19 protein-coding genes are annotated in these 20,979 nt (G+C 59.5%); 15 read left to right on the forward strand and 4 right to left on the reverse strand.

Going from position 1 to position 20,979, the window contains the following annotated elements; all coding sequences use genetic code 11:
- Nucleotides 1-175: 175 nt before the first annotated feature.
- Nucleotides 176-1,606 (reverse strand): methyl-accepting chemotaxis protein, encoded by a 1,431-nt coding sequence (locus AB5Y80_RS09535; RefSeq protein ID WP_368172851.1) that lies wholly within the window; start codon nt 1,604-1,606, stop codon nt 176-178.
- 85 nt (nt 1,607-1,691) lie between these two features.
- Here AB5Y80_RS09535 and AB5Y80_RS09540 point away from each other — a divergent pair, with 85 nt between their 5' ends.
- Both AB5Y80_RS09540 and AB5Y80_RS09545 read left to right on the forward strand, forming a co-directional pair.
- Nucleotides 1,692-1,964: an acylphosphatase gene (locus AB5Y80_RS09540; protein ID WP_010674727.1), complete on the forward strand. Its 273-nt coding sequence runs from the start codon at nt 1,692-1,694 to the stop codon at nt 1,962-1,964.
- A 12-nt stretch (nt 1,965-1,976) separates the two neighbouring features.
- Nucleotides 1,977-2,711: a CHAD domain-containing protein gene (locus AB5Y80_RS09545; RefSeq protein WP_323890600.1), complete on the forward strand. Its 735-nt coding sequence runs from the start codon at nt 1,977-1,979 to the stop codon at nt 2,709-2,711.
- 71 nt (nt 2,712-2,782) lie between these two features.
- Here the strand turns inward: AB5Y80_RS09545 and metG are convergent, their stop codons facing one another.
- Entirely contained in the window at nt 2,783-4,816 is a 2,034-nt protein-coding gene (metG, locus tag AB5Y80_RS09550) for a methionine--tRNA ligase (protein ID WP_368172852.1), read from the reverse strand.
- A 185-nt stretch (nt 4,817-5,001) separates the two neighbouring features.
- Between metG and apbC the strand changes: the two genes are divergently transcribed.
- The 4 genes from apbC to AB5Y80_RS09570 all read left to right on the forward strand — a co-directional run bounded on the left by apbC (nt 5,002) and on the right by AB5Y80_RS09570 (nt 9,275).
- Nucleotides 5,002-6,084 carry an iron-sulfur cluster carrier protein ApbC gene (gene apbC, locus AB5Y80_RS09555; protein WP_266142053.1) on the forward strand — a complete coding sequence of 361 codons (1,083 nt, stop codon included), beginning with the start codon at nt 5,002-5,004 and terminating at the stop codon, nt 6,082-6,084.
- 108 nt (nt 6,085-6,192) lie between these two features.
- The gene (gene udk, locus AB5Y80_RS09560; RefSeq protein ID WP_010674731.1) at nt 6,193-6,837 is read left to right on the forward strand and encodes a uridine kinase; all 645 of its coding nucleotides are present in this window, start codon (nt 6,193-6,195) and stop codon (nt 6,835-6,837) included.
- Nucleotides 6,838-6,900: 63 nt separating this feature from the next.
- Nucleotides 6,901-7,482 (forward strand): dCTP deaminase, encoded by a 582-nt coding sequence (gene dcd / locus AB5Y80_RS09565; protein ID WP_010674732.1) that lies wholly within the window; start codon nt 6,901-6,903, stop codon nt 7,480-7,482.
- 320 nt (nt 7,483-7,802) lie between these two features.
- Nucleotides 7,803-9,275 carry an inorganic phosphate transporter gene (locus tag AB5Y80_RS09570; RefSeq protein ID WP_368172853.1) on the forward strand — a complete coding sequence of 491 codons (1,473 nt, stop codon included), beginning with the start codon at nt 7,803-7,805 and terminating at the stop codon, nt 9,273-9,275.
- Between the two features lie 661 nt (nt 9,276-9,936).
- Here the strand turns inward: AB5Y80_RS09570 and rne are convergent.
- The gene (rne, locus tag AB5Y80_RS09575) at nt 9,937-13,080 is read right to left on the reverse strand and encodes a ribonuclease E (protein ID WP_368172854.1); all 3,144 of its coding nucleotides are present in this window, start codon (nt 13,078-13,080) and stop codon (nt 9,937-9,939) included.
- A gap of 414 nt (nt 13,081-13,494) precedes the next feature.
- On the opposite strand from rne, the gene rluC reads away from it, so the two are divergent.
- Entirely contained in the window at nt 13,495-14,439 is a 945-nt protein-coding gene (gene rluC / locus AB5Y80_RS09580) for a 23S rRNA pseudouridine(955/2504/2580) synthase RluC (RefSeq protein WP_201893979.1), read from the forward strand.
- A 52-nt stretch (nt 14,440-14,491) separates the two neighbouring features.
- Here rluC and AB5Y80_RS09585 read toward each other — a convergent pair whose 3' ends face one another.
- Nucleotides 14,492-15,073, reverse strand: coding sequence for a nucleoside triphosphate pyrophosphatase (locus AB5Y80_RS09585; protein WP_103260124.1), 582 nt, complete (start codon nt 15,071-15,073; stop codon nt 14,492-14,494).
- 183 nt (nt 15,074-15,256) lie between these two features.
- On the opposite strand from AB5Y80_RS09585, the gene AB5Y80_RS09590 reads away from it, so the two are divergent.
- The 8 genes from AB5Y80_RS09590 (at nt 15,257) to acpP (ending at nt 20,931) form a co-directional block, all read left to right on the forward strand.
- Entirely contained in the window at nt 15,257-15,886 is a 630-nt protein-coding gene (locus tag AB5Y80_RS09590) for an START domain-containing protein (RefSeq protein WP_323136547.1), read from the forward strand.
- 196 nt (nt 15,887-16,082) lie between these two features.
- Nucleotides 16,083-16,604 carry a 23S rRNA accumulation protein YceD gene (yceD, locus tag AB5Y80_RS09595; RefSeq protein ID WP_368172855.1) on the forward strand — a complete coding sequence of 174 codons (522 nt, stop codon included), beginning with the start codon at nt 16,083-16,085 and terminating at the stop codon, nt 16,602-16,604.
- 20 nt (nt 16,605-16,624) lie between these two features.
- The gene (rpmF, locus tag AB5Y80_RS09600; protein ID WP_005300935.1) at nt 16,625-16,792 is read left to right on the forward strand and encodes a 50S ribosomal protein L32; all 168 of its coding nucleotides are present in this window, start codon (nt 16,625-16,627) and stop codon (nt 16,790-16,792) included.
- 9 nt (nt 16,793-16,801) lie between these two features.
- Nucleotides 16,802-17,821 carry a phosphate acyltransferase PlsX gene (plsX, locus tag AB5Y80_RS09605; RefSeq protein WP_128271390.1) on the forward strand — a complete coding sequence of 340 codons (1,020 nt, stop codon included), beginning with the start codon at nt 16,802-16,804 and terminating at the stop codon, nt 17,819-17,821.
- Between the two features lie 6 nt (nt 17,822-17,827).
- Nucleotides 17,828-18,787: a beta-ketoacyl-ACP synthase III gene (locus AB5Y80_RS09610; protein ID WP_010674740.1), complete on the forward strand. Its 960-nt coding sequence runs from the start codon at nt 17,828-17,830 to the stop codon at nt 18,785-18,787.
- A 66-nt stretch (nt 18,788-18,853) separates the two neighbouring features.
- A complete protein-coding gene (gene fabD / locus AB5Y80_RS09615) occupies nt 18,854-19,789 on the forward strand; it encodes an ACP S-malonyltransferase (protein ID WP_039041170.1) in 936 nt (311 codons plus the stop codon).
- 13 nt (nt 19,790-19,802) lie between these two features.
- On the forward strand, nt 19,803-20,537 hold the full coding sequence (gene fabG, locus AB5Y80_RS09620; RefSeq protein WP_309563619.1) for a 3-oxoacyl-ACP reductase FabG: 735 nt from the start codon (nt 19,803-19,805) through the stop codon (nt 20,535-20,537).
- Nucleotides 20,538-20,694: 157 nt separating this feature from the next.
- Nucleotides 20,695-20,931, forward strand: a complete 237-nt coding sequence (gene acpP, locus AB5Y80_RS09625; RefSeq protein WP_005300909.1) for an acyl carrier protein — start codon at nt 20,695-20,697, stop codon at nt 20,929-20,931.
- Nucleotides 20,932-20,979: the final 48 nt, after the last annotated feature.

Genomic DNA, 20,979 nt, shown 5'->3' on the forward strand with positions numbered 1-20,979 from the left:
CCGATGGTAGAAAAGAAGGGGGCATATAGTAGGGGCTGTGAGGGTAGGCACGCAAGCCGCGTCTACCGGGATCCGTGCATCCTCACGCGGTCAGGGTCGGACGGGCTGTTTCGCGCGTCCCCAGCGCCTGGCCCAGACATGGCAGGCCATCTGGACGATGGCCTGCCGGAGGGGGTCAGATCCGCAGGCCGGTGAGCGCCTGACCGAGTTCGCTGGCGGTTCCCTTGAGGCCGGTGGTGCCGGCGACCGCCGCGCTGGCGGACTCCTCCACCCGGCTTGCCTCGTGGCGCACCTTGTCGAGGTTGCGGGTGATCTCCTCGGCCACCGAACTCTGCTCTTCGCTGGAGGTGGCGATCTGGGTGCTCATCTCCAGCACCGCATCGCTGTGGTTGCTGAGCCGCTCGATGTCCATGCCCACCTCGGTGATGAGCTGCTGGCTGTCGGCGGCGCGCCCCACCGTCTTCTCCATGATGTCGTTCAGCGCCCCGGTACCGGCCTGGAGCTCCTCGATCATCTGCTGGATTTCCACCGTGGCCTGCTGGGTGCGGCTGGCGAGGGTGCGCACCTCGTCGGCCACCACCGCAAAGCCGCGTCCCTGCTCTCCGGCCCGGGCGGCCTCGATGGCGGCGTTGAGGGCCAGCAGGTTGGTTTGCTGGGAGATGGCGTTGATGACGTTGACCACTTCGTTGATGCGACTGGCATTGTGAGTCAGCCGCTCGACCGCGCCCGAGGCATTGCCAATCTCGTCTGCCAGGGTGCGGATGGCGGTGATGGTACGTGCCACCCGCTGTGCCCCGTGAGTCGCCTCGTCGCTGGACTGGCGGGTTTGCAGCAGGGTGTCATTGGCGTTGCGGGCCACTTCCCGGATGGCGGCGGACATCTGCTCCATGGCGGCGGCCAGGGAGTCCATGTGCTGTCGCTGGGCGCGGGCAAGCTGCTCGCCGTCGCTGGCATGCTCGCGAAATTCGTCTGCGGCCAGGGTAAGGGCATCGGCGGACTCTTCCACCAGTTGCACTATCTTGTGCTGGCGGTCGGTGAAGGTGTCGATGCTGCCCGCCAGAATGGAGAACTCGTCCCGCACCGGGAAGAAGTTGAGCCGGAAGGTGAGATCGCCGTTCGCTACCGTCTGCAATGCCTTGTTGGTGGAGTAGAGCGCCCCCGAGACAAAGGTCATCAGATAGTGGGTGATGAGGGCCAGCAGGGCGGCCAGCACCGCGATGATGGTCAGGGTAGTGCCCTGGCCATCCCAGAGGGCGTAGTGACTCGTATCCAGGGTGCCGGAGACGACGCCCGCCTGACCTGCGCTGGCGCCATAGCGATAGATGTCTCCCTGCTGGCTAAGGCCGGTGGCGGCGCCAGGCGTGAGTACGAGATCCGCGGGCAGGGTAAGGGTCGGCTGCTGGCTCACCAGCTGGGCCGTGGTCTCGACCCGCCCTTTGAGCTGATCCACTCTGAGCTGCATCGCCTGATCATGGCCGTCGGCCAGCAGATACCAGGTGAGGAAGGCGATGAACACCAGGGGGCACCAGAAGGTGATGAGAAATTTCTCGCTGATCGTGAGGTGAATGAGATAACGGTCAACCCACCGAAACTTTACTTCTTTCATAATGGTATTGCGTCCTGCAAGGGGAAGAGAGTGTCGCGCTCATTATCGCCCCGGGGAAAAATTACTTAAGGGAAAGGTGTGATAAATGGGAGAGCAATCGTTTGTCGTGCGGGTGTGGGGTCAGGTTCAGGGGGTGGGGTTTCGCTACTTCACCCGGGAGCGGGCGCTGCAACTGGGGCTGCGGGGGCATGCCTACAACCTGGAAGATGGCTCGGTGGAGATCCTGATTGCCGGTCCCGAACAGAAGGTACAGATGATGCTGGGCTGGCTTGAGCACGGGCCCCGAACCGCCACCGTCACCCGAATGGAGTGCACCCAGGCGTTGCCACCCACCGGAACCGGTTTTCATACCAACTAGCCGGGAGGGTTCATGGGGGAGAGCGGGATTGCGCAGGCCAACCGGCTCGTTGGGCAATATCGGGGGGCGACCCTGGCACTGCGCGAGCACAAGGGGATGGAAGAGGTGCATGCCTACCGGATAGCGGCCCGCCGCCTGCTGGCGCTGCTCGCCCTGTGGCGACCCCTCATTCATGAGCCCGAGCTGGAGCGGCGATTGACCCGTGCCGTCGGCACGCTCTCCGCCCTGCGCGATGCCCAGGTCTATGCGCAGCATCATGGTGGCTCGCTTCGGCAGAACCGCTTGCCACGGGTCCCCCTGTTGACCGGCCTGCTTGCCCGTTGGCTGGCCCGACTGGAAGAGGTGCCCGTCGGTGTCGATCTCTTGCCGCTGTTTCAGCTGCATCTGGCGCTGTCACTGTCGGATGCACTGGCGAAGACCACCTCCCTTCCTGTGGGCATCAGGGCGAAACTTCGGTGCTGGCACCGGCTGCGTCTGGTGCTGAAACAGGCGCGCTACGGGATGGAGCTGCTGACGGCACAGGGGGGAGGGGATCCGGCCTGGTTGTCCATGCTGGTGAGCTGGCAGGAGCGGCTTGGGCAATTGCAGGACAGGCGCCAATGGCTCAGACGCCTTGGGGGCGAAACGGGGCGGGGCCAGCAACGGCGAGCCCTGAAAACAGAGATACGCTGCCAACTACTGCAACTGGATTGCCATCAGGCGGAGCTGGTCGGCCTTCGCATGGCATTGCTGCAGAGCGGGCAGTAAGCACCCCACAAGATAAAAAAAGAGAGGCCATTGGCCTCTCTTTTCATTGGGACTGTCTGGGAAGGGGCGTATTACTTCACGCGCATGCCCGGCTGAGCACCTTCCTGGGGCTCGAGGATCCAGAGATCCTTGCCGCCCGGACCTGCCGCCAGCACCATACCTTCGGACATGCCAAAGCGCATCTTGCGCGGGGCCAGGTTGGCCACCATCACGGTCAGCTTGCCTTCCAGATCTTCCGGGTTGTAGGCGGACTTGATACCGGCAAAGACCTGACGGGTTTCGCCGCCGATATCCAGCTGCAACTTCAGCAGCTTCTCGGCTTCCGGCACCGCTTCGGCTTTCTTGATCAGCGCCACCCGCAGGTCAATCTTGGCAAAGTCGTCGTAGGTGATGGTCTCGCTGATGGGATCGTCCACCAGGGGGCCTGCCGGCTTCTTGCTCTGCTCCTTGGCGAGATCTTCCTTGGACGCTTCCACCATGGCATCCACCTTGGCGGACTCGATGCGGGAGAAGAGTGCCTTGAAGGGGGCGACGCTGTGGTCGACCAGAGGGGCGGTGATGCCATCCCAGGTCAGGGTTTCGCCAAGGAAGGCTTCGGCGCGCTCGGCCAGTTGCGGCATGACGGGCTTCAAGTAGGCCATCAGCACGCGGAACAGGTTGATGCCGACGGAGCAGACGGCTTGCAGCTCGGCATCCGCCCCTTCCTGCTTGGCGATGACCCAGGGAGCCTTGTCATCCACATAGCGGTTGGCCTTGTCGGCCAGTGCCATGATCTCGCGGATGGCGCGACTGAATTCGCGCGCTTCATAGGCTTCGGCGATGCTGGCGCTGGCGTTGGCAAACTCGGCGTAGAGTGCGGGCTCGGCGCAGGTGGCGGCCAGCTTGCCGTCAAAACGCTTGGCGATAAAGCCGGCGTTGCGAGAGGCCAGGTTGACCAGCTTGTTGACCACGTCGGCGTTGACGCGGGAGACGAAGTCTTCGAGGTTCAAGTCTAGATCGTCGATGCGGCTGTTGAGCTTGGCGGCGTAGTAGTAACGCAGGCACTCCGGATCCAGGTGCTTGAGATAGGTGGACGCCTTGATGAAGGTGCCCTTGGACTTGGACATCTTGGCGCCGTTGACGGTCACATAGCCGTGTACGTTGACCTTGGTCGGCTTGCGGAAGTTCGCGCCTTCCAGCATGGCCGGCCAGAACAGGCAGTGGAAGTAGGCGATGTCCTTGCCGATGAAGTGATAGAGCTCGGCGTCGGAGTCCGCTTTCCAGTAGCTGTCGAAGTCGATGTCGCCGCGCTTGTTGCACAGGTTCTTGAACGACGCCATGTAGCCGATGGGGGCGTCCAGCCAGACATAGAAGTACTTGCCGGGGGCACCGGGAATTTCGAAGCCGAAGTAGGGGGCGTCACGGGTGATGTCCCACTGTTGCAGGCCGCTTTCGAACCACTCTTGCATCTTGTTGGCCATCTCTTCCTGGATGGCGCCGGAGCCGCGTACCCAGTCGGCGAGCCAGGCTTCGAACTGGGGCAGGTCGAAGAAGTAGTGCTCGGAGTCCTTCATCACCGGGGTCGCACCGGAGACGGCGGATTTCGGATCAATCAGCTCGGTCGGGCTGTAGGTGGCGCCGCACGCGTCGCAGTTGTCACCGTACTGATCGGGGGACTTGCATTTGGGACAGGTGCCCTTGACGAAGCGATCCGGTAGGAACATGGATTTTTCCGGATCGAACAGTTGGGAGATGGTGCGGATCTTGATTTTGCCGGACTCTTTGAGGCGGCCATAGATCACGCCCGCCAGCTCGCGGTTCTCGTCGCTGTGGGTGGAGTGGTAGTTGTCGAAGCTGATGTTGAAACCGGCAAAATCCCCCTGGTGCTCCTGGGAGACGGCGGCAATCATCTCTTCCGGCGAGATCCCCATCTGCTGCGCCTTGAGCATGATGGGCGTACCGTGGGCATCGTCGGCACAGACGAAATGCACCTGATGGCCACGCATTCGCTGATAACGAACCCAGATATCGGCCTGGATGTGTTCCAGCATGTGGCCGAGATGGATGGAGCCGTTGGCATAGGGGAGGGCGCAGGTTACCAGCATTCTACGAGGATCAGTTGCCATAATACGTTCTTTATGTGCCTGTTGGGATGATACAGTGCCGTGCATGTTACCCGAATTGGGGGCGGCCTGCCTAGGGTTGTGGCCCCCGGTGCCCTGACTGGCGGCATCACGATGACGTCGGCAAGCCACTGATTTATGTGCGGTAACCGTTCACCTCAGCATAACGACAACATAATGGGGAGTTAATGGTGATTGATTCAGTAAAACAGATCCTGGCCGAATTTAAGCCGGCAGGATGGGGCAAGGATCTGGTCGCGGCCGGTTTTGTGCGTGCCGTCGAGCGGCACGAACAGACCCTGGCCATCACGCTGGTGCTGCCCTTTGCCGGCCAGTCCCTGTTTGAACAGATCAAAGAGGAGTTCGATTCCCGGCTGCGCAGCGTCACCGGTGCGACCCGCATCGAGTGGACGGGGGAGATAGACGTGGCCAGCATGCCCCGCGCGCAGCAACTGGCGGCGGTGCAGGGGATCCGCAATATCCTGGTGGTTGCCTCTGGCAAGGGAGGGGTGGGCAAGTCCACTACCGCGGTCAACCTGGCGTTGGCGCTGCAAAAAGAGGGGGCGCGGGTCGCCCTGCTGGATGCGGACATCTATGGCCCCTCCATCCCGACCATGACGGGGACCCTCAAGGAGCGCCCTGTCAGCTTTGATGGCAAGTTGATGGAGCCGGTGATGGCCTGCGGCATCAAGAGCAACAGCATCGGTTATCTGGTGGCTGAGCAGGATGCCACCATCTGGCGCGGTCCCATGGCGAGCAAGGCACTCGGGCAGATCCTGCACGAGACCCGCTGGGGCGAGGTGGACTACCTGGTGGTGGACATGCCCCCGGGCACTGGCGATATCCAGCTGACGCTGGCCCAGCAGGTGCCCACCACGGCGGCGGTGATCGTCACGACGCCCCAGGATGTGGCGCTGGCAGATGCCCGCAAGGGGATCGCCATGTTCAACAAGGTCAATGTGCCTGTGCTTGGCATCGTCGAGAACATGAGTTACCACGTCTGCAGTGCCTGCGGGCATCACGAGCCGTTGTTCGGTACCGGCGGTGGCCAGAAGATGGCGGAGCAGTATCACGTGGCGCTGCTTGGTCAGCTGCCGCTGCATATCGACATTCGCCAGCACATGGATGAAGGCTGCCCCACCGTGTTCGGTGCGCCGGATGGCGAGCTGTCACAGACTTACCTGAAACTGGCTCGCCGGGTAGGGGCCGAGCTCTATTTCAGCGCAAAACCGATTGCGACCCCGCTCTACACGGTGGCGCTGGACGAATAATCGGCGTTCGGCCAAGGGGGACGGATTTGGGGTGGGCATGGCCACCCCTTTTTCATATAATGGATCGGTTTAAACAATCCCCAGTGCTCTTCTCTTTAGGTATTTTCAATGTCTGATACTCAACATTCCTGCGTGATCATCGGTATTGCTGGTGCATCCGCGTCCGGCAAGAGTCTTATCGCCCAAACCATCTATGAAGAGCTGGTGGCCGAGCTGGGAGCGGGTCAGATTGGTGTGATCACCGAGGATTGCTACTACCGTGATCAGACCCACCTGACCATGGAAGAGCGGGTCAAGACCAACTATGACCACCCCAATGCCCTGGATCACGATCTGCTGGTGCAGCATCTGACCCAGCTGACGCAAGGGGAGGCGGTCAACATCCCACAGTACTCCTATACCGAGCACACGCGCATGACCGAGGTCACTACCTTTGCACCGCGCCGTGTCATCATCCTCGAAGGGATACTGCTGTTGACCGACAGCCGCCTGCGCGAACTGATGGACGCCTCCATCTTCATGGATACCCCGCTCGACATCTGTTTGCTGCGCCGTCTGGTGCGCGATGTGCAGGAGCGCGGTCGTACCATGGACTCCGTGCTCAAGCAGTATCAGAAGACTGTGCGTCCCATGTTCATGCAGTTCATCGACCCGTCCAAGCAGTATGCCGACGTGATCGTGCCCCGTGGCGGCAAGAACCGCATCGCCATCGACATGCTCAAGGCGCGTATCCGCCATATGTTGATTGGTTGAGAGAAAACAAGCCGGGTGATGCCCGGCTTTTTTTAATGAATCTTTTGTCAGGAGAGTCGCAGAATGCGTCTTTGTGATACCGATATCGAACGGCACCTGGATGAAGGCAAGATCGTCATCGAGCCGCGGCCCGGTGTTGAGCGGATCAGCGGCGTCAGCGTCGATGTGCTGCTGGGCAACGAGTTTCGGGTGTTTCGCGATCATACCGCGCCTTACATCGACCTTGGCGGTACCAGTGCCGAGATGGCCGATGCCATCGAGCGGGTGATGAGCGAGGAGATCCACGTGCCGGACGGTGAAGCCTTCTATCTGCACCCGGGTCAGCTGGCGCTGGCGGTGACCTATGAATCGGTTACCTTGCCCGCCGATATCGTCGGCTGGCTGGATGGTCGCTCCTCCCTGGCGCGCCTCGGCCTCATGGTGCACGTCACCGCCCACCGCATCGATCCGGGCTGGTCCGGTCGCATCGTGCTGGAGTTTTACAACGGCGGCAAGTTGCCTCTGGCCCTGCGTCCCAAGATGAAGATCGGTGCCCTGAACTTCGAGATGCTGTCAGGTACCGCGGCTCGCCCGTACAACAAACGGGAAAATGCCAAATACAAGAGTCAGCAAGGGGCTGTGGCCAGCCGGATCAACCAGGATTGACCCCCGCACCGTGCGGCTTGTCTATCGAGGAGGGTGCCAGGGCACCCTCTTTTATATCTGACAAAAGGAAACGGACGTGCCGAGCGGGTTGAAAAGCGGCCTTTTTCGGGACATCGAGCGATGCTTAGGCTTTGATTGGCGCCTATCCACAGCAATGGAATGGACTTAAATTAATCCTCGACAAGCCCCGTTCCTACAGGCCCTAAGACATTTTCTGACGGAATGCCCTTTTTTTTTTTTGCTGAAATATTTCAACAACGGGTATGGCGCATCGAGCCTTCTGGCATAATCCGCCGCAACTCATAAACAGGTTCGTTTTTATGTTTGAAATGTTTAGTGGTTTGGGTTTGTGGTGGTCAATCGGTTTGGTATTGGCCGTTTTTTTTGTGCTGGCCTATGAATTCATCAACGGCTTTCACGATACCGCCAACGCGGTAGCAACGGTTATCTATACCAAGGCGATGCCGGCTCATATGGCGGTGGTGGCTTCCGGTCTGTTCAATTTCGCCGGGGTCATGCTGGGGGGATTGGGGGTGGCCTACGCCATCGTTCACCTGCTGCCCATCGATCTGCTGCTTGGCATGGACTCTACCCAGGGTCTGATCATGGTGTTCTCCCTGCTGTTCTCGGCCATCGTCTGGAACCTGGGAACCTGGTACTTCGGTATTCCGGCATCCAGCTCCCACACCCTGATCGGTTCCATCCTGGGGGTAGGCGGCGCCTATGCCCTGATCAGCCATCAACCCCTGAAAGAGGGTATCAACGTCGGCAAAGCCATCGACATCATGCTCTCTCTCATCATCTCTCCCACTGTGGGCTTCATCATTGCCGCCCTGCTGCTGTTCGCCATGAAGCGCGTATGGCTTGGCAGCAAGATCCACAAGACCCCGGAAGAGCGCCTGCTGGTGGACGGCAAGAAGCATCCACCGTTCTGGGCCCGTGTCACTCTGATTTGTTCCGCAATGGGGGTGAGCTTCGTGCACGGCTCCAACGATGGTCAGAAAGGCATCGGTCTGGTGATGCTGGTGCTGATCTGCATGGCGCCTGCCTATTTTGCGCTGGACATGAACAGCCGCTCCTATGATCTGGACAGAACCCAGGATGCCAACCAGCGCATCATGGAGATCTACCAGCGTAACCAGGAACAGGTTTCCCATCTGGTGAACTTCAGTGTGCCTGCCAAAGCCCAGGAAGAGCTGATGAGTCACTGTGCGGCAGGGGAGGCCCTGCAGGCCATGGCTACCCTCGACAAGCGTCTGGGCCAGGTGCGCACCTACGAGGAGATGAACCTGGTGGATCGCCGCGAGGTGCGTCGTCTGCTGCTGTGCATCGACGACACTGCCCGCAAGGTCTCCAAGTTGCCGCTGCCGGCCAAGGAGCTGACCGATCTCGCCAAATGGCGCAAGGATCTGACCGCAACGGCCGAATATGCGCCGACCTGGGTCATCGTGTCCATCGCCCTGGCGCTCGGTTGCGGCACCATGGTGGGCTGGCGTCGTATCGTCTACACGGTAGGGGAGAAGATCGGTTCCTCCGGCATGACCTACAGCCAGGGCATTGCAGCCCAGATCACGGCCGCCGCGTCCATCGGGATTGCGAGTCTAACCGGGATGCCGGTGTCCACTACCCACATTCTCTCCTCTGCGGTGGCGGGGACCATGGTGGCCAACAAGTCCGGCCTGCAGAGCCAGACCATCAAGACCATTCTGCTGGCCTGGGTGCTGACATTGCCGCTCACCATGCTGCTCTCCGGCGGTCTCTTCCTGCTGAACAACCATATCTTTGGCGGATAAGTGCGACAGTCATTGGAAATGAAACAAGGGCCTTCGGGCCCTTTTTTGTTGCCTGGTGAATGTCACGTCATGCGGCAATAGTTCAATGAGTAATAGCTGTATGCCATCAGACAATAGGTTGAATGACATTATCTATCACCTCTTTGGCTTCTCAACATCCCTGAGCCACTCGTTGTACACAGTGAGGGGAACCTGCCTGTGTGACGCCTTGTTACGAGCCGACCCTTGCACGTGAAGCTGAAGGGAGGGCGTTCAACGGGTCTATGATCCTCACCAGAAATGATGAGAGTGAAGAGCGCCACAGGTTGCCCTATGTCTGGCATTCCCGTTCAATCTGGGCTGTCTCAGCCACCACTGAACACACCGACTGTGTTACCAAAGGGGGAACGCTGCCAGACTGTTTGCCAATGGCATCATATGCTGTCAATGCACGGACCCTGTCGACAAAGCAGAACATGTCGTGATGCTTTGACAGAGATGAATCCTCTGTCTGGTGTGTTATTCACGTCTTGCTTGGACTGGGTGTGTGTGGTCGCTGAACATCGGGAAAGCGGCGGATATCGAACGGGCAGGGGGGAGAGCAAGGCGATGTCAGCCCCAAAAAAGAGACAAAAAAAGAGCCACACGATGTGTGGCTCTTTATTCAGACTAACGAGTCTGCTCAGGGGCGACCGGCCGGGCTGGTTGCCACGTTGCTGGCAGCGGTGCTGCCACCGTGGCGACCGGAGGTCACGACTTCGCTGCGTACCAGGGGAGCGTACTCCACGGGTTCACGGGGTGTCGGGGCAGGAGCCGCAGCCGGCGTTGCCATGGGGGCATAAGCCTTGCGGGCACGGGCCAATACACCGGCACCCTTGCTGACCTTCACTTCGGGGCTGGTTGCTGGCTCGGTTTGCACCACTGCAGCCGGCATCTCGACGACCTTCGCCTCGGCGGTGGCCGTCTCCTCAGCGATCACGACAGGTGCCGCTTCAGCAACCGGTGCAACCTCTTCTGGGATGGCCTCCACTTGCTGGGTCTGCTCGACAGCGTCGATCAAGGCTACAGGTTCGTCATGAGAGGCGGTGTCGACGATAGGTTCGACCATCTCGGGTTCGACAACTGCCACTTCGGCGGCGGGTTCAGCGTCTGCTTGCGCAGCCTGCTCAACTTCGTCAGTGGAGGGCACGTCCACAGCCTGGGCTGCCAGTGCTTGCTCTGCCGCTTCCTCAGCAACGGCTTCAGCCACCACGTGTTCGGTCAGTGCGGCGGAGGCCTGCAGGGCGGCTGCAACCGCTTCTGCGCTCGGAATGGTGATGACAGGCACAACCGGTTCTTCCACCTTCACCTGAGCCGCATCGGCCTGGGCAGCGGCAGTCAGCTGCACTTCGCCTTGTGCTTCGTCTTCACGCTGGCCACGAGCCTCTTCGTTGATACGCTTGCGACGTTGCCCTTCGATACGCTGATTGCGCGGGGTACGGCGGGAACGACGCTGACCTTCGCCTTGCTCTTCTTGCTGCTCAGCGGCGGTTTGCACGTCGGCGACATCGGTGATTTGCTCGTCAGTCGGCAGGGCAGGGGTGTCGGTCGCGGCGACATCGACACGGATCTGCTTGCGCAGTTGGCGACGTTCGCGGCGCTCGGCCACTTTCTGCTCTTTTTCCTGACGCGGTTCAGCGCTGGCGACAGCTGTATCAACGGTATCAACCGCCTCGACGATCACCTCGGCACGGGGTTCGCGGGGGACGCGAGGTTCACGAGCCGGACGCGGGGCACGAGGTTCGCGCTCCTGGCGGGGTTCGCGAGGCTCACGCTCCATGCGCTGTTCGGTGCGCACGTCACCACGGGGTTCCCGTTCCTGACGCGGTTCCCGCTCTTGACGAGGCTCACGCTCTTTGCGCGGGCGACGATTGCGATCACTGCTCTCGCGGCTGGCTGCGCCTTCACGCTTCTCGCCGGCCTCGGCGTTGCGATTGCTGCGGTTGTCGTCACGACGGCCACGTTGACCACGGCTGCGGGATTCATCGCGCTGGTGACGGTGCCCGTCATCCTTGCGAGCTTCGCGCTGGGCGGCCGGTTTGTCGGCAGGCGCCTTCACCTCGGCCGGAGCCGCATCGGAGGAGGCACCGAACAGGCCGGAGAAGGCCTTGGCCAGCTTGCCAAAGAAGCCGACTTGTTCTGCAACCGGAGCGGGAGTCGCAACAGGAGCCGGGGCGGCGGGCGCAACCGGCTGAGGAGCCGGGGCAAACCCTTGCAGCAGCGGTTGTTCACGCTCGACTACCTGAGCCTGGCGCGGCTGATAGACCGGCTTGGCAATCTCGGTTTTGAGCTCGTAGCTGGCCGCTTCCGGGATCTCGTTCTGACGGATGCGGGCCACTTCGTAGTGCGGGGTTTCCAGATGCTGGTTCGGAATGATGTAGACACGCACATCATTGCGCTGTTCCAGATTGGCGATGGAGGTACGCTTCTCGTTGAGCAGATAGGCGGCCACATCGACCGGCACCTGGGCATGCACCTGCTCGGTGTTGTCCTTCATGGCCTCTTCTTCGATGAGACGCAGGATGGACAGGGCGAGGGATTCATTGTCACGGATGACCCCCTGACCCTGGCAACGGGGGCAGATATGGCTGCTGGACTCGTTGAGGGAGGGACGCAGGCGCTGGCGAGACATCTCCAGCAGACCGAAACGGGAGATACGGCCCAGCTGGATGCGGGCACGATCCTGATGCACCGCTTCACGCAGACGGTTTTCCACTTCGCGCTGATGGCGAACCGGGGTCATGTCGATGAAGTCGATGACAATCAGGCCACCCAGGTCACGCAGACGCAATTGACGGGCAATCTCGTCGGCCGCTTCCAGGTTGGTCTGCAGGGCGGTCTCTTCGATATCGCCGCCCTTGGTGGCGCGGGAGGAGTTGATATCGATGGAGGTCAGTGCTTCGGTCGGGTCGATGACGATGCTGCCGCCGGAGGGCAGGCGCACTTCGCGCTGGAAGGCCGATTCGATCTGGCTCTCGATCTGGAAGTGGTTGAACAGAGCGACATCACCCTTGTACAGCTTCACGCGATTGAGGAAATCGGGACGGACCAGCTCGATATGCGACTTGGCGCGTTCGAAGATGACCGGGTTGTCGATCAGGATCTCGCCCACATCGCGACGCAGATAGTCACGGATGGCGCGCACGATGACGTTGCTCTCCTGGTGAATGAGCACCGGAGCGGAACGTTGTTGTGACGCCTTGTGGATGGAGTCCCAGTGATTGAGCAGAACATTCAGATCCCACTCCAGCTCTTCCGGGGACTTACCCACACCGGCAGTGCGCACGATGAGGCCCATGCCGTCCGGCACGGTCAGTCCGCTCAGGGCTTCCTTCAGCTCGGTCCGCTCGTCACCCTCGATGCGACGGGAGATGCCGCCGGCACGGGGGTTGTTCGGCATCAGCACCAGGTAGCTGCCAGCCAGACTGATGAAGGTGGTGAGGGCTGCACCCTTGGTACCACGCTCTTCCTTGTCGATCTGGACAATCACTTCCTGGCCTTCGCGGACCACTTCTTTGATGTTGGGACGACCCTGATAGGAGTAACCGGAGGGGAAGTAATTGCGGGCGATTTCCTTTAACGGCAGGAAACCGTGGCGTTCGGCGCCATAGTCAACAAAAGCAGCTTCAAGACTGGGTTCTACTCGGGTGATTTTGCCCTTGTAAATGTTCGCTTTTTTCTGCTCGTGTCCCGGACTTTCAATATCCAAATCGTAGAGCTGTTGTCCGTCAACCAGCGCTACGCGCAACTCCTCTTCCTGAGTCGCGTTGATTAGCATTCTTTTCATTGAGTTCTCATTATTTTGTCATTTTGATTCCTCCACTGGGTCCTGCCGGCGCCGGCCTCGGGTCTTCAGCATGCTGGGGCAACCTCCCGGTTGGGGTATGCATGAGGCGCAAACTAAGGGCACTCTGGTTCAGCCTTCTCGAGAGGGCGTGAATTAAGGATACCGATGTGGAGACAATTTACGTCGGCTCTGTTTGTGTTCTCCATGCGTTGTACCTCGCACCCGGGAACCGTCATGTTCTTGTATACACGGTGTTTCGGGATTGGGTGGCATACATTTTGGCCACTTAGTACAAGGCTTGAACACAATGACAAAACCTTGTTTATTATCCCATTTAAACCACTTTTATAGCAAGACGCCATTTTTTAACAAAGCATGGAGCCAAGGGCTGTCAGCGGTGTTAAAATCCGCGCCATGACACAGATACATCAACAAGTGCAGCTGCTCACCATCGAAGCTGAGCATGACGGGCAGCGCATCGACAATTTTCTCAAGACTCAGTTAAAGGGCGTCCCCAAGAGCCTGATTTATCGCATCCTTCGAAAAGGGGAGGTGCGGGTCAACAAGAAGCGCATCAAACCGGAATACAAGCTTTGTGCCGGTGACGAGGTGCGGGTGCCCCCCGTGCGTGTGGCCGAGAAGAATGAGTTGCCTTCTGCCAACCTCGGCAGCATCCAGCGTCTGGAGAGCCAGATCCTGTTTGAAGACGACGCCATGATAGTGCTAAACAAGCCGTCCGGCATGGCAGTGCACGGCGGCAGCGGCCTCAGTTTTGGCGTCATCGAAGGGCTGCGTGCTCTGCGCCCCGAAGCCCGTTTCCTCGAACTGGTGCACCGGCTGGATCGCGACACCTCCGGCGTGCTGCTGGTTGCCAAGAAGCGCAGTGCCCTGCGCAGCCTGCACGAGCAGTTGCGGGTCAAGACCATGCGCAAGCAGTATCTGGCGCTGGTGCGCGGCCAGTGGCAACCCCACGTCAAGGTGGTCAATGCGCCACTTCGCAAAAATGATCTGCAATCCGGCGAGCGGGTGGTGCGGGTCAGCAGCGATGGCAAACCTTCCGAGACCCGGTTCCGGATTGCCCGTCAGTTTGCCGAGGCCACACTGGTCGAGTGCAGTCCCATCACTGGCCGTACTCACCAGATCCGTGTCCACACCCAGCACGCCGGCCATCCCATCGCCTGCGATGACAAATATGGTGAGGCCGGGTTTGATGAAAAGATGCGAGGGCAGGGGCTAAAGCGTTTGTTCCTGCACGCCTGGAAGCTCACCTTTACTCATCCGGTGGACGACCGGGAGATGCAGGTGGAAGCGCCATTGTCACCGGAGCTTGAGGCGTTCCTCGCCAAGCTGCCACGCTGACAACCATGAAAAACGGGAGCCTTGGCTCCCGTTTTTCATGGCAGAGTTCTTGTTATGGGAGAGCCAGGCCGTGGCGACCCAGGAGATCAACCAAGCCTATCAGGGGAAGACCGACAAGGGCGTTGGGATCACGCCCCTCCAGCGCCTTGAACAAGACGATGCCCATTCCCTCGCACTTGAAGCTGCCGGCACAATCCAGAGGACGTTCGGCCTCCACATAGCGACGGATGGCGGCTTCATCGAGCGAACGAAAATGCACGGTGAAAGGCTCGACGAGCTGCTCGGCATGGCCATTTGCAGCATTGATCACGCACAGCCCGGTGTAAAAGATGACGCGCTTGCCTTGGGCCTGCAGCAACTGCTCGACCGCCTTCTCCACCGTGCCGGGCTTGCCGAGGATCTGCCCGTCACAGACGCACACCTGATCTGAACCGATGATCAATCCTTGATCACGGTCAGCGGCAACGGCATTCGCCTTGGCAAACGCCAATCTGCTGACCAGAGCTTCTGCGGTCTCCCCGTGTCGCGCCGTCTCATCGACTTGAGGCGCAGCACAGTGAAACGGCTGACCGAGTTTTTCCAGCAAGGTCTTGCGGTAGGACGAGGTGGACGCGAGGATCAAGGAAGGCTGCATGTTTTGATGATATCCATTTATAAATCAATTGGTTGATTCTATCTGTGCAGATGGGGCCACGCAAACAGGAGATGTCTACAGCGGGACTCGCCTAATTAGCGGGAAGCATGCATGCTGAGGAAACCACAGCACAAACACAAGAGATCGGAATTGAGCGTGATGACACGATATGCGGCCTTGGTCATGGCACTGATCTCCTTCGCCAGCTGGGCAGGGACATGGCAACTTCGCCAGGGGGATGAGGGGGTGATGCTTTGGACCCAGCCACATCCTCCGACCTCTTTTCAGGCCTTACGTCTGGAGATGCGGGTGAATGCCGATCCTGGCGCGCTGATCACGGTGCTGCGGAACACGGCGCGCCATGAAGAGTGGTTGCCCCAGAGCCGTGAAGTCAGGGTGCTGGCCAGATCGGGTCCCGACGATGATCTGGTCTATACCCGCCTGGCATCTCCCTGGCCGGTGCAAGACAGGGAGCTCATCACCCGCTCCCATCTGAGTCGACGCATTGATTGCAGCCTGACTCTCGAGGTGTGGGCAGAGCCGAATGCCCTGCCATTGCATGCAGGGCTGTTCCGGATCCAGGAAAGCGCCGGACGGTGGGAGGCGCTACCCCAACGGGATGGCAGCACACTCGTTCGGCTCGAAACCTATACCAACCCGGGCAACAACTTGCCGGGCTGGCTGGTCAATCCCATTGCCATCAAGGCTGCCGTGGGCAGTTTCAAAGCCATACGCCGACTGATGGAAGCCGAGCCCAGAGTGGCTGCGACACCAGGCCTGCTGGGGAGCGACCCGCGCTGTTCTGCCACCTGATGAGACACCAAGGAGCACATCCGGTGGACAGACAGGGGAGGGGAACAGGATCCTGTGCCAGATCCTGCTCGATATGGCATAATCGGCCACCGATGAGCACAAGTTCCTCTTGCAGGGGCCTGTGAAGGTAAAATCATCGGCGGTAAGGACTTTTTCCTTTGACTATCCCTTGTTGGACCTATAATATTCGCGCCCTATGCAAAAGGTGAAGTTGCCCGTTAAGGTTGATCCAGTCCGTAATGCCTTGAAGCTACTCGATTATGTCGGGATAGTGGAAAAGTCGCAGATGCCCAGGCTGGAGGAATCAACCGAAGGCTTGCGAAGTGATGTGGATGTCACACTGCACTTTGGCAAAGATGTCCAGAAGTTGACCGTTATGAAAGGCACTGCCCATGCCAAGGTCGACCTGGTTTGCCAGCGTTGTGGTGAGACATTTGAACACCTTTGTGAAGCTAGTTTTATTTACACTCCGCTGTTCGAAAGAACAAACGAGGAAGAACTGCCGGAAGCTTATGAGCCCATTGAGTTGGACGAAAACGGCGAGATAGATCTTCATCAAATCCTGGAGGATGAACTCATCCTCTCGTTGCCTCAGGTAGCCATGCATCCGGTGGATGTGTGTCCCAGAGGAAACATGGAGATGAGCTGGGGTGAAATCGAACCTGCTGATGAGCGGCCGAATCCCTTTGCAGTTCTTGAAGCGCTCAAACGTAAGTGAATTTTAGGAGTTAGCCTACCATGGCCGTACAACAGAACCGTAAAACCCGCGCCAAGCGTGGCATGCGTCGTTCCCACGATGCGCTGACCACCGCTGCCCTGACTGTTGATCAGACCAGTGGCGAAATTCATCGTCGTCACCACGTGACTGCCGATGGTTTCTACCGCGGTAAAAAGGTAATCGCTTAAGGATTGCCTTTGTCTACGCAAACTGTCGCGCTAGACATAATGGGGGGAGATATCGGCCCCTCGGAAACAGTGCCTGCCGCCGTGCAGGCACTGTCTCTTCTACCCCAGCTAAAACTTGTTCTGGTCGGTGATCAACACCAGACTGCCCCTCTTCTGCAGCAACATGGCCTGCTCAATCACCCTCGCGTTCGTCTCGTGCATACCTCCCAGGTCGTGGGCATGGGCGAAAAGCCTATCGTGGCGCTGCGTACCCTGAAAGACTCCTCCATGCGCGTGACCCTGGATCTGGTCAAGAGCGGCGCTGCCGATGCCTGTGTCAGTGCAGGCAACACCGGTGCCTTGATGGCCATGGCCAAGTGCGTGCTCAAATCCTTGCCCGGTGTTGACCGGCCAGCCCTCATCAAGGCGCTGCCCACATTGGGTGGAAAACGGACCGTGATGCTGGATCTGGGAGCGAACGTGAGCTGCGATGCCGACACCCTGCTGCAATTTGCTGTGATGGGCGCCGTGGTCGCAGAGAAGGTGGAGGGGATACCTTCACCCAGAGTGGCGCTGCTCAACGTGGGGGAGGAGGAGATCAAGGGCAACGACCTGGTGCGCCACAGCGCCGAGTTGCTGCGCCAATGCTCCGCCCTGAATTTTGTCGGTTTTATCGAGGGTGACAGGATCTTCAGCGGCGAGTGCGACGTGATCGTCTGCGACGGTTTCGTGGGCAACGTGGCGCTCAAGACCGCGGAGGGAGTGGTGCGGATGATGGCTGAACTGGCCGGATATCCGCGTAAAAAACGCAGTTTTCTTGGTCGACTCGCCGGATTTATGTTCAAACGGCGTTTCTCTTACCTGAACCCCGACCAGTATAATGGCGCGAGTCTGTTAGGATTGCGCGGCATTGTGGTAAAAAGCCATGGGCGGGCCGAGCGCCGCGCTCTGTGTCATGCGATTCTGCTGGCCGCACAAGAAGCCAGACATCAACTTCCATTGCAAATTGCAGATCGCCTTGAATCTGTCTTTTCCGACAGGGATTTATAAAACTCTATGCATAGCAAAATTCTGGGTACTGGCAGTTATCTGCCGAGTTCGGTTCGTACCAACGCCGATCTTGAACAGATGGTTGAAACCAGTGACGAATGGATCGTGGAACGCACCGGGATCCGTGAACGCCGTATCGCCGGAGCCGACGAAACCGTCGCGACCCTTTCTCATCAGGCGGCCTTGCGTGCGCTTGATGCGGCAGGTCTGACTGCCGCCGATCTGGACATGATAGTGCTGGCCACCACCAGCGCAGAGAATGCCTTCCCAGCTGCTGCCTGTGAATTGCAGGGGCTGCTTGACGTACCGGGGATCCCGGCGTTTGACGTAGCCGCCGCCTGTGCCGGCTTTACATATGCTCTCGCCATCGCCGATCAGTTCGTCAAATCCGGCGCTGCTCGCCACGTGCTGGTTGTCGGTGCGGACGTGCTGTCACGTATGTGCGATCCCGAGGATCGCGGCACCATCATCCTGTTCGGGGATGGGGCAGGGGCCGTGGTCATCGGTGCCAGCGACACTCCTGGCATCCTCTCCACTCATCTGCACGCAGATGGCCGTTATGGCGAGCTGCTCAAACTGCCGCAGCCCCGTCGCGGCATGCCGGGTGCCGAGCTCGAAGCCTACATGTACATGAAGGGCAACGATGTCTTCAAGGTCGCGGTGACACGCCTTAGCGAGATCGTGACCGAAACCCTGGCTGCGGCCAACGTCGAGCCGAGCGAGCTGGACTGGCTGGTGCCCCATCAAGCCAACTTCCGCATCATCAATGCCACCGCGAAGAAACTCGGCATGGGGCTCGACAAGGTGATCCTGACCCTGGATCGTCATGGCAATACCTCCGCGGCCTCCGTGCCTATCGCCTTCGATGAAGGGGTGCGCGATGGTCGCATCAAACCCGGCCAGCTGGTCCTGCTGGAAGCCTTCGGCGGCGGTTTTGCCTGGGGCTCTGCGCTGGTTCGCCTCTGATACCGAGCGGTGCCCGGTCCTCGGGCGCCCGCTTACCGAATTCGTCTTACCTTAAAGGAATCAATGATGACCCGATTTGCCATTGCCTTCCCGGGACAAGGCTCCCAGAGCGTCGGCATGCTGGCCGAGCTGGCCGAGCAACACGCCGTGATTAAAGAGACCTTCGCCGAGGCGAGCCAGGTGCTGGGTTATGACCTGTTTGCCCTGGTGATGGCAGGCCCGGCCGAGGATCTCAACAAGACCTGGCGTACCCAGCCTGCACTGTTGACCGCCTCCGTCGCGCTGTGGCGCCTGTGGCAGCAACAGGGGGGGGCAACCCCCGTCGTGATGGCCGGCCACAGCCTGGGGGAATACTCCGCTCTGGTGTGCAGCGGCGCGCTGGCGTTTGCCGATGCCGTCAAACTGGTCGAGCTGCGTGGTCTGGCCATGCAGGAAGCCGTACCGGAAGGCACTGGTGCCATGGCTGCCATCATCGGTCTGGACAACGAAAGCATCGCTGCCAACTGTGAGAAAGCGGCCCAGGGGCAGGTGGTCTCTCCGGTCAACTTCAACTCTCCGGGCCAGGTGGTCATCGCCGGCCACAAAGAGGCGGTCGAGCGTGCCAACGTGCTGATGAAAGAGTCAGGCGCCAAGCGTGCCCTGCCGCTGCCGGTCTCCGTGCCCTCCCACTGCGCCCTGATGAAACCGGCCGCAGAAAAGCTGGCCGCCGCCCTGGATGGGATCGAGATCAAGGTTCCTGCCATCGCCGTCATCAATAATGTCGACGTCTCTTGTGAGCAGGATCCGGCCGCCATCAAGCAAGCCTTGGTGCGTCAGCTGTTCAGCCCGGTTCGCTGGACTGAAACGGTAGAGCGCATGGCCAACGACGGTGTTACCCTCGAAATCGAGATGGGCCCGGGCAAGGTGTTGACCGGCCTGGCCAAGCGTATCGATGCGCGAGTGGAAGGTATTCACGCCAACGACGTCGCCTCGTTCGAGCAGGCGCTGGCCCAGATCAAGTAAACAGGAGCAAGTCATGAGTTTTACCGATAAGGTTGTGTTGGTCACTGGCGCCAGCCGTGGCATTGGTCGTGCGATTGCGGAGACGTTTGCTGCTCGTGGCGCCAAAGTCGTGGGGACCGCGACCAGCGAGAGCGGTGCCGAGGCGATCAGTGCTTACCTGGGTGAGCAAGGCTGCGGCATGGCACTGAACGTGACCAGTCAGGAATCTATCGAAACCGTCTTCGCCGCCATCAAGGCGCGTTTTGGCGACATCGACATCCTGATCAACAACGCCGGCATCACCCGCGACAACCTGCTGATGCGGATGAAGGATGACGAGTGGAACGAGATCATCGACACCAATCTCACCTCCCTGTACCGTCTGAGCAAGCCAGTATTGCGAACCATGATGAAGAAGCGCAACGGTCGCATCATCAGCATCGGTTCCGTGGTCGGCACCATGGGCAACGCCGGTCAGGTCAACTATGCTGCTGCCAAGGCGGGTCTGGTTGGCTTTACCAAGTCGCTGGCCCGTGAAGTGGCATCCCGTGGCATCACGGTGAATGCGGTTGCTCCCGGTTTCATCGAGACCGACATGACCAAGGCGCTCAATGAAGAGCAGCGCGCCGGCATCATGAATCAGGTGCCTGCCGCCCGTTTGGGCGATCCGAAAGAAATTGCTGCCGCTGTGGTATTCTTGGCATCGGATGATGCCGCCTATATTACCGGCGAAACCCTGCATGTTAATGGCGGGATGTACATGGTGTAATCAATTTGTCGTGAGTTCTGTTCAAATTTGCGATAATACGCCGAAGTTTGGCACATTTCGTGGTTTGACCAGCGGCAAGTCACTTGCAAACTCACGTCAATTGAATACACTACCCCAACCAGACGCAATAGCGTATTTTTAAAGGAAAATTCAGGTCATGAGCAACATCGAAGAACGCGTAAAGAAAATCATCATCGAACAACTGGGTGTTAAAGAAGAAGACGTGAAGAACGCTGCCTCCTTCGTCGACGACCTGGGCGCTGACTCTTTGGATACCGTTGAACTGGTAATGGCGCTGGAAGAAGAATTCGATACCGAAATTCCTGATGAAGAAGCCGAGAAGATCACCACTGTTCAAGCGGCTATCGACTACATCACCGCTAATCAGGAATAAGTTCCTGTTCTGAAAGAAGCGGCCCAAGGGCCGCTTCTTTTATGTTTA

The organism is Aeromonas sp. R2-1 (genome assembly GCF_040908425.1).
GTDB lineage: Bacteria > Pseudomonadota > Gammaproteobacteria > Enterobacterales > Aeromonadaceae > Aeromonas > Aeromonas caviae.

Bases quoted from the DNA above. Each gene is read 5' to 3' on its own strand.
- rpmF (WP_005300935.1), top strand. From the start codon at position 16,625: ATGGCCGTACAACAGAACCGTAAAACCCGCGCCAAGCGTGGCATGCGT.
- AB5Y80_RS09570 (WP_368172853.1), top strand. From the start codon at position 7,803: ATGTTTGAAATGTTTAGTGGTTTGGGTTTGTGGTGGTCAATCGGTTTG.
- AB5Y80_RS09535 (WP_368172851.1), bottom strand. From the start codon at position 1,606: ATGAAAGAAGTAAAGTTTCGGTGGGTTGACCGTTATCTCATTCACCTC.
- AB5Y80_RS09610 (WP_010674740.1), top strand. From the start codon at position 17,828: ATGCATAGCAAAATTCTGGGTACTGGCAGTTATCTGCCGAGTTCGGTT.
- apbC (WP_266142053.1), top strand. From the start codon at position 5,002: ATGGTGATTGATTCAGTAAAACAGATCCTGGCCGAATTTAAGCCGGCA.
- rne (WP_368172854.1), bottom strand. From the start codon at position 13,080: ATGAAAAGAATGCTAATCAACGCGACTCAGGAAGAGGAGTTGCGCGTA.
- dcd (WP_010674732.1), top strand. From the start codon at position 6,901: ATGCGTCTTTGTGATACCGATATCGAACGGCACCTGGATGAAGGCAAG.
- udk (WP_010674731.1), top strand. From the start codon at position 6,193: ATGTCTGATACTCAACATTCCTGCGTGATCATCGGTATTGCTGGTGCA.
- AB5Y80_RS09590 (WP_323136547.1), top strand. From the start codon at position 15,257: ATGGCACTGATCTCCTTCGCCAGCTGGGCAGGGACATGGCAACTTCGC.
- metG (WP_368172852.1), bottom strand. From the start codon at position 4,816: ATGGCAACTGATCCTCGTAGAATGCTGGTAACCTGCGCCCTCCCCTAT.
- fabG (WP_309563619.1), top strand. From the start codon at position 19,803: ATGAGTTTTACCGATAAGGTTGTGTTGGTCACTGGCGCCAGCCGTGGC.
- AB5Y80_RS09585 (WP_103260124.1), bottom strand. From the start codon at position 15,073: ATGCAGCCTTCCTTGATCCTCGCGTCCACCTCGTCCTACCGCAAGACC.
- AB5Y80_RS09545 (WP_323890600.1), top strand. From the start codon at position 1,977: ATGGGGGAGAGCGGGATTGCGCAGGCCAACCGGCTCGTTGGGCAATAT.
- AB5Y80_RS09540 (WP_010674727.1), top strand. From the start codon at position 1,692: ATGGGAGAGCAATCGTTTGTCGTGCGGGTGTGGGGTCAGGTTCAGGGG.
- rluC (WP_201893979.1), top strand. From the start codon at position 13,495: ATGACACAGATACATCAACAAGTGCAGCTGCTCACCATCGAAGCTGAG.
- yceD (WP_368172855.1), top strand. From the start codon at position 16,083: ATGCAAAAGGTGAAGTTGCCCGTTAAGGTTGATCCAGTCCGTAATGCC.
- fabD (WP_039041170.1), top strand. From the start codon at position 18,854: ATGACCCGATTTGCCATTGCCTTCCCGGGACAAGGCTCCCAGAGCGTC.
- acpP (WP_005300909.1), top strand. From the start codon at position 20,695: ATGAGCAACATCGAAGAACGCGTAAAGAAAATCATCATCGAACAACTG.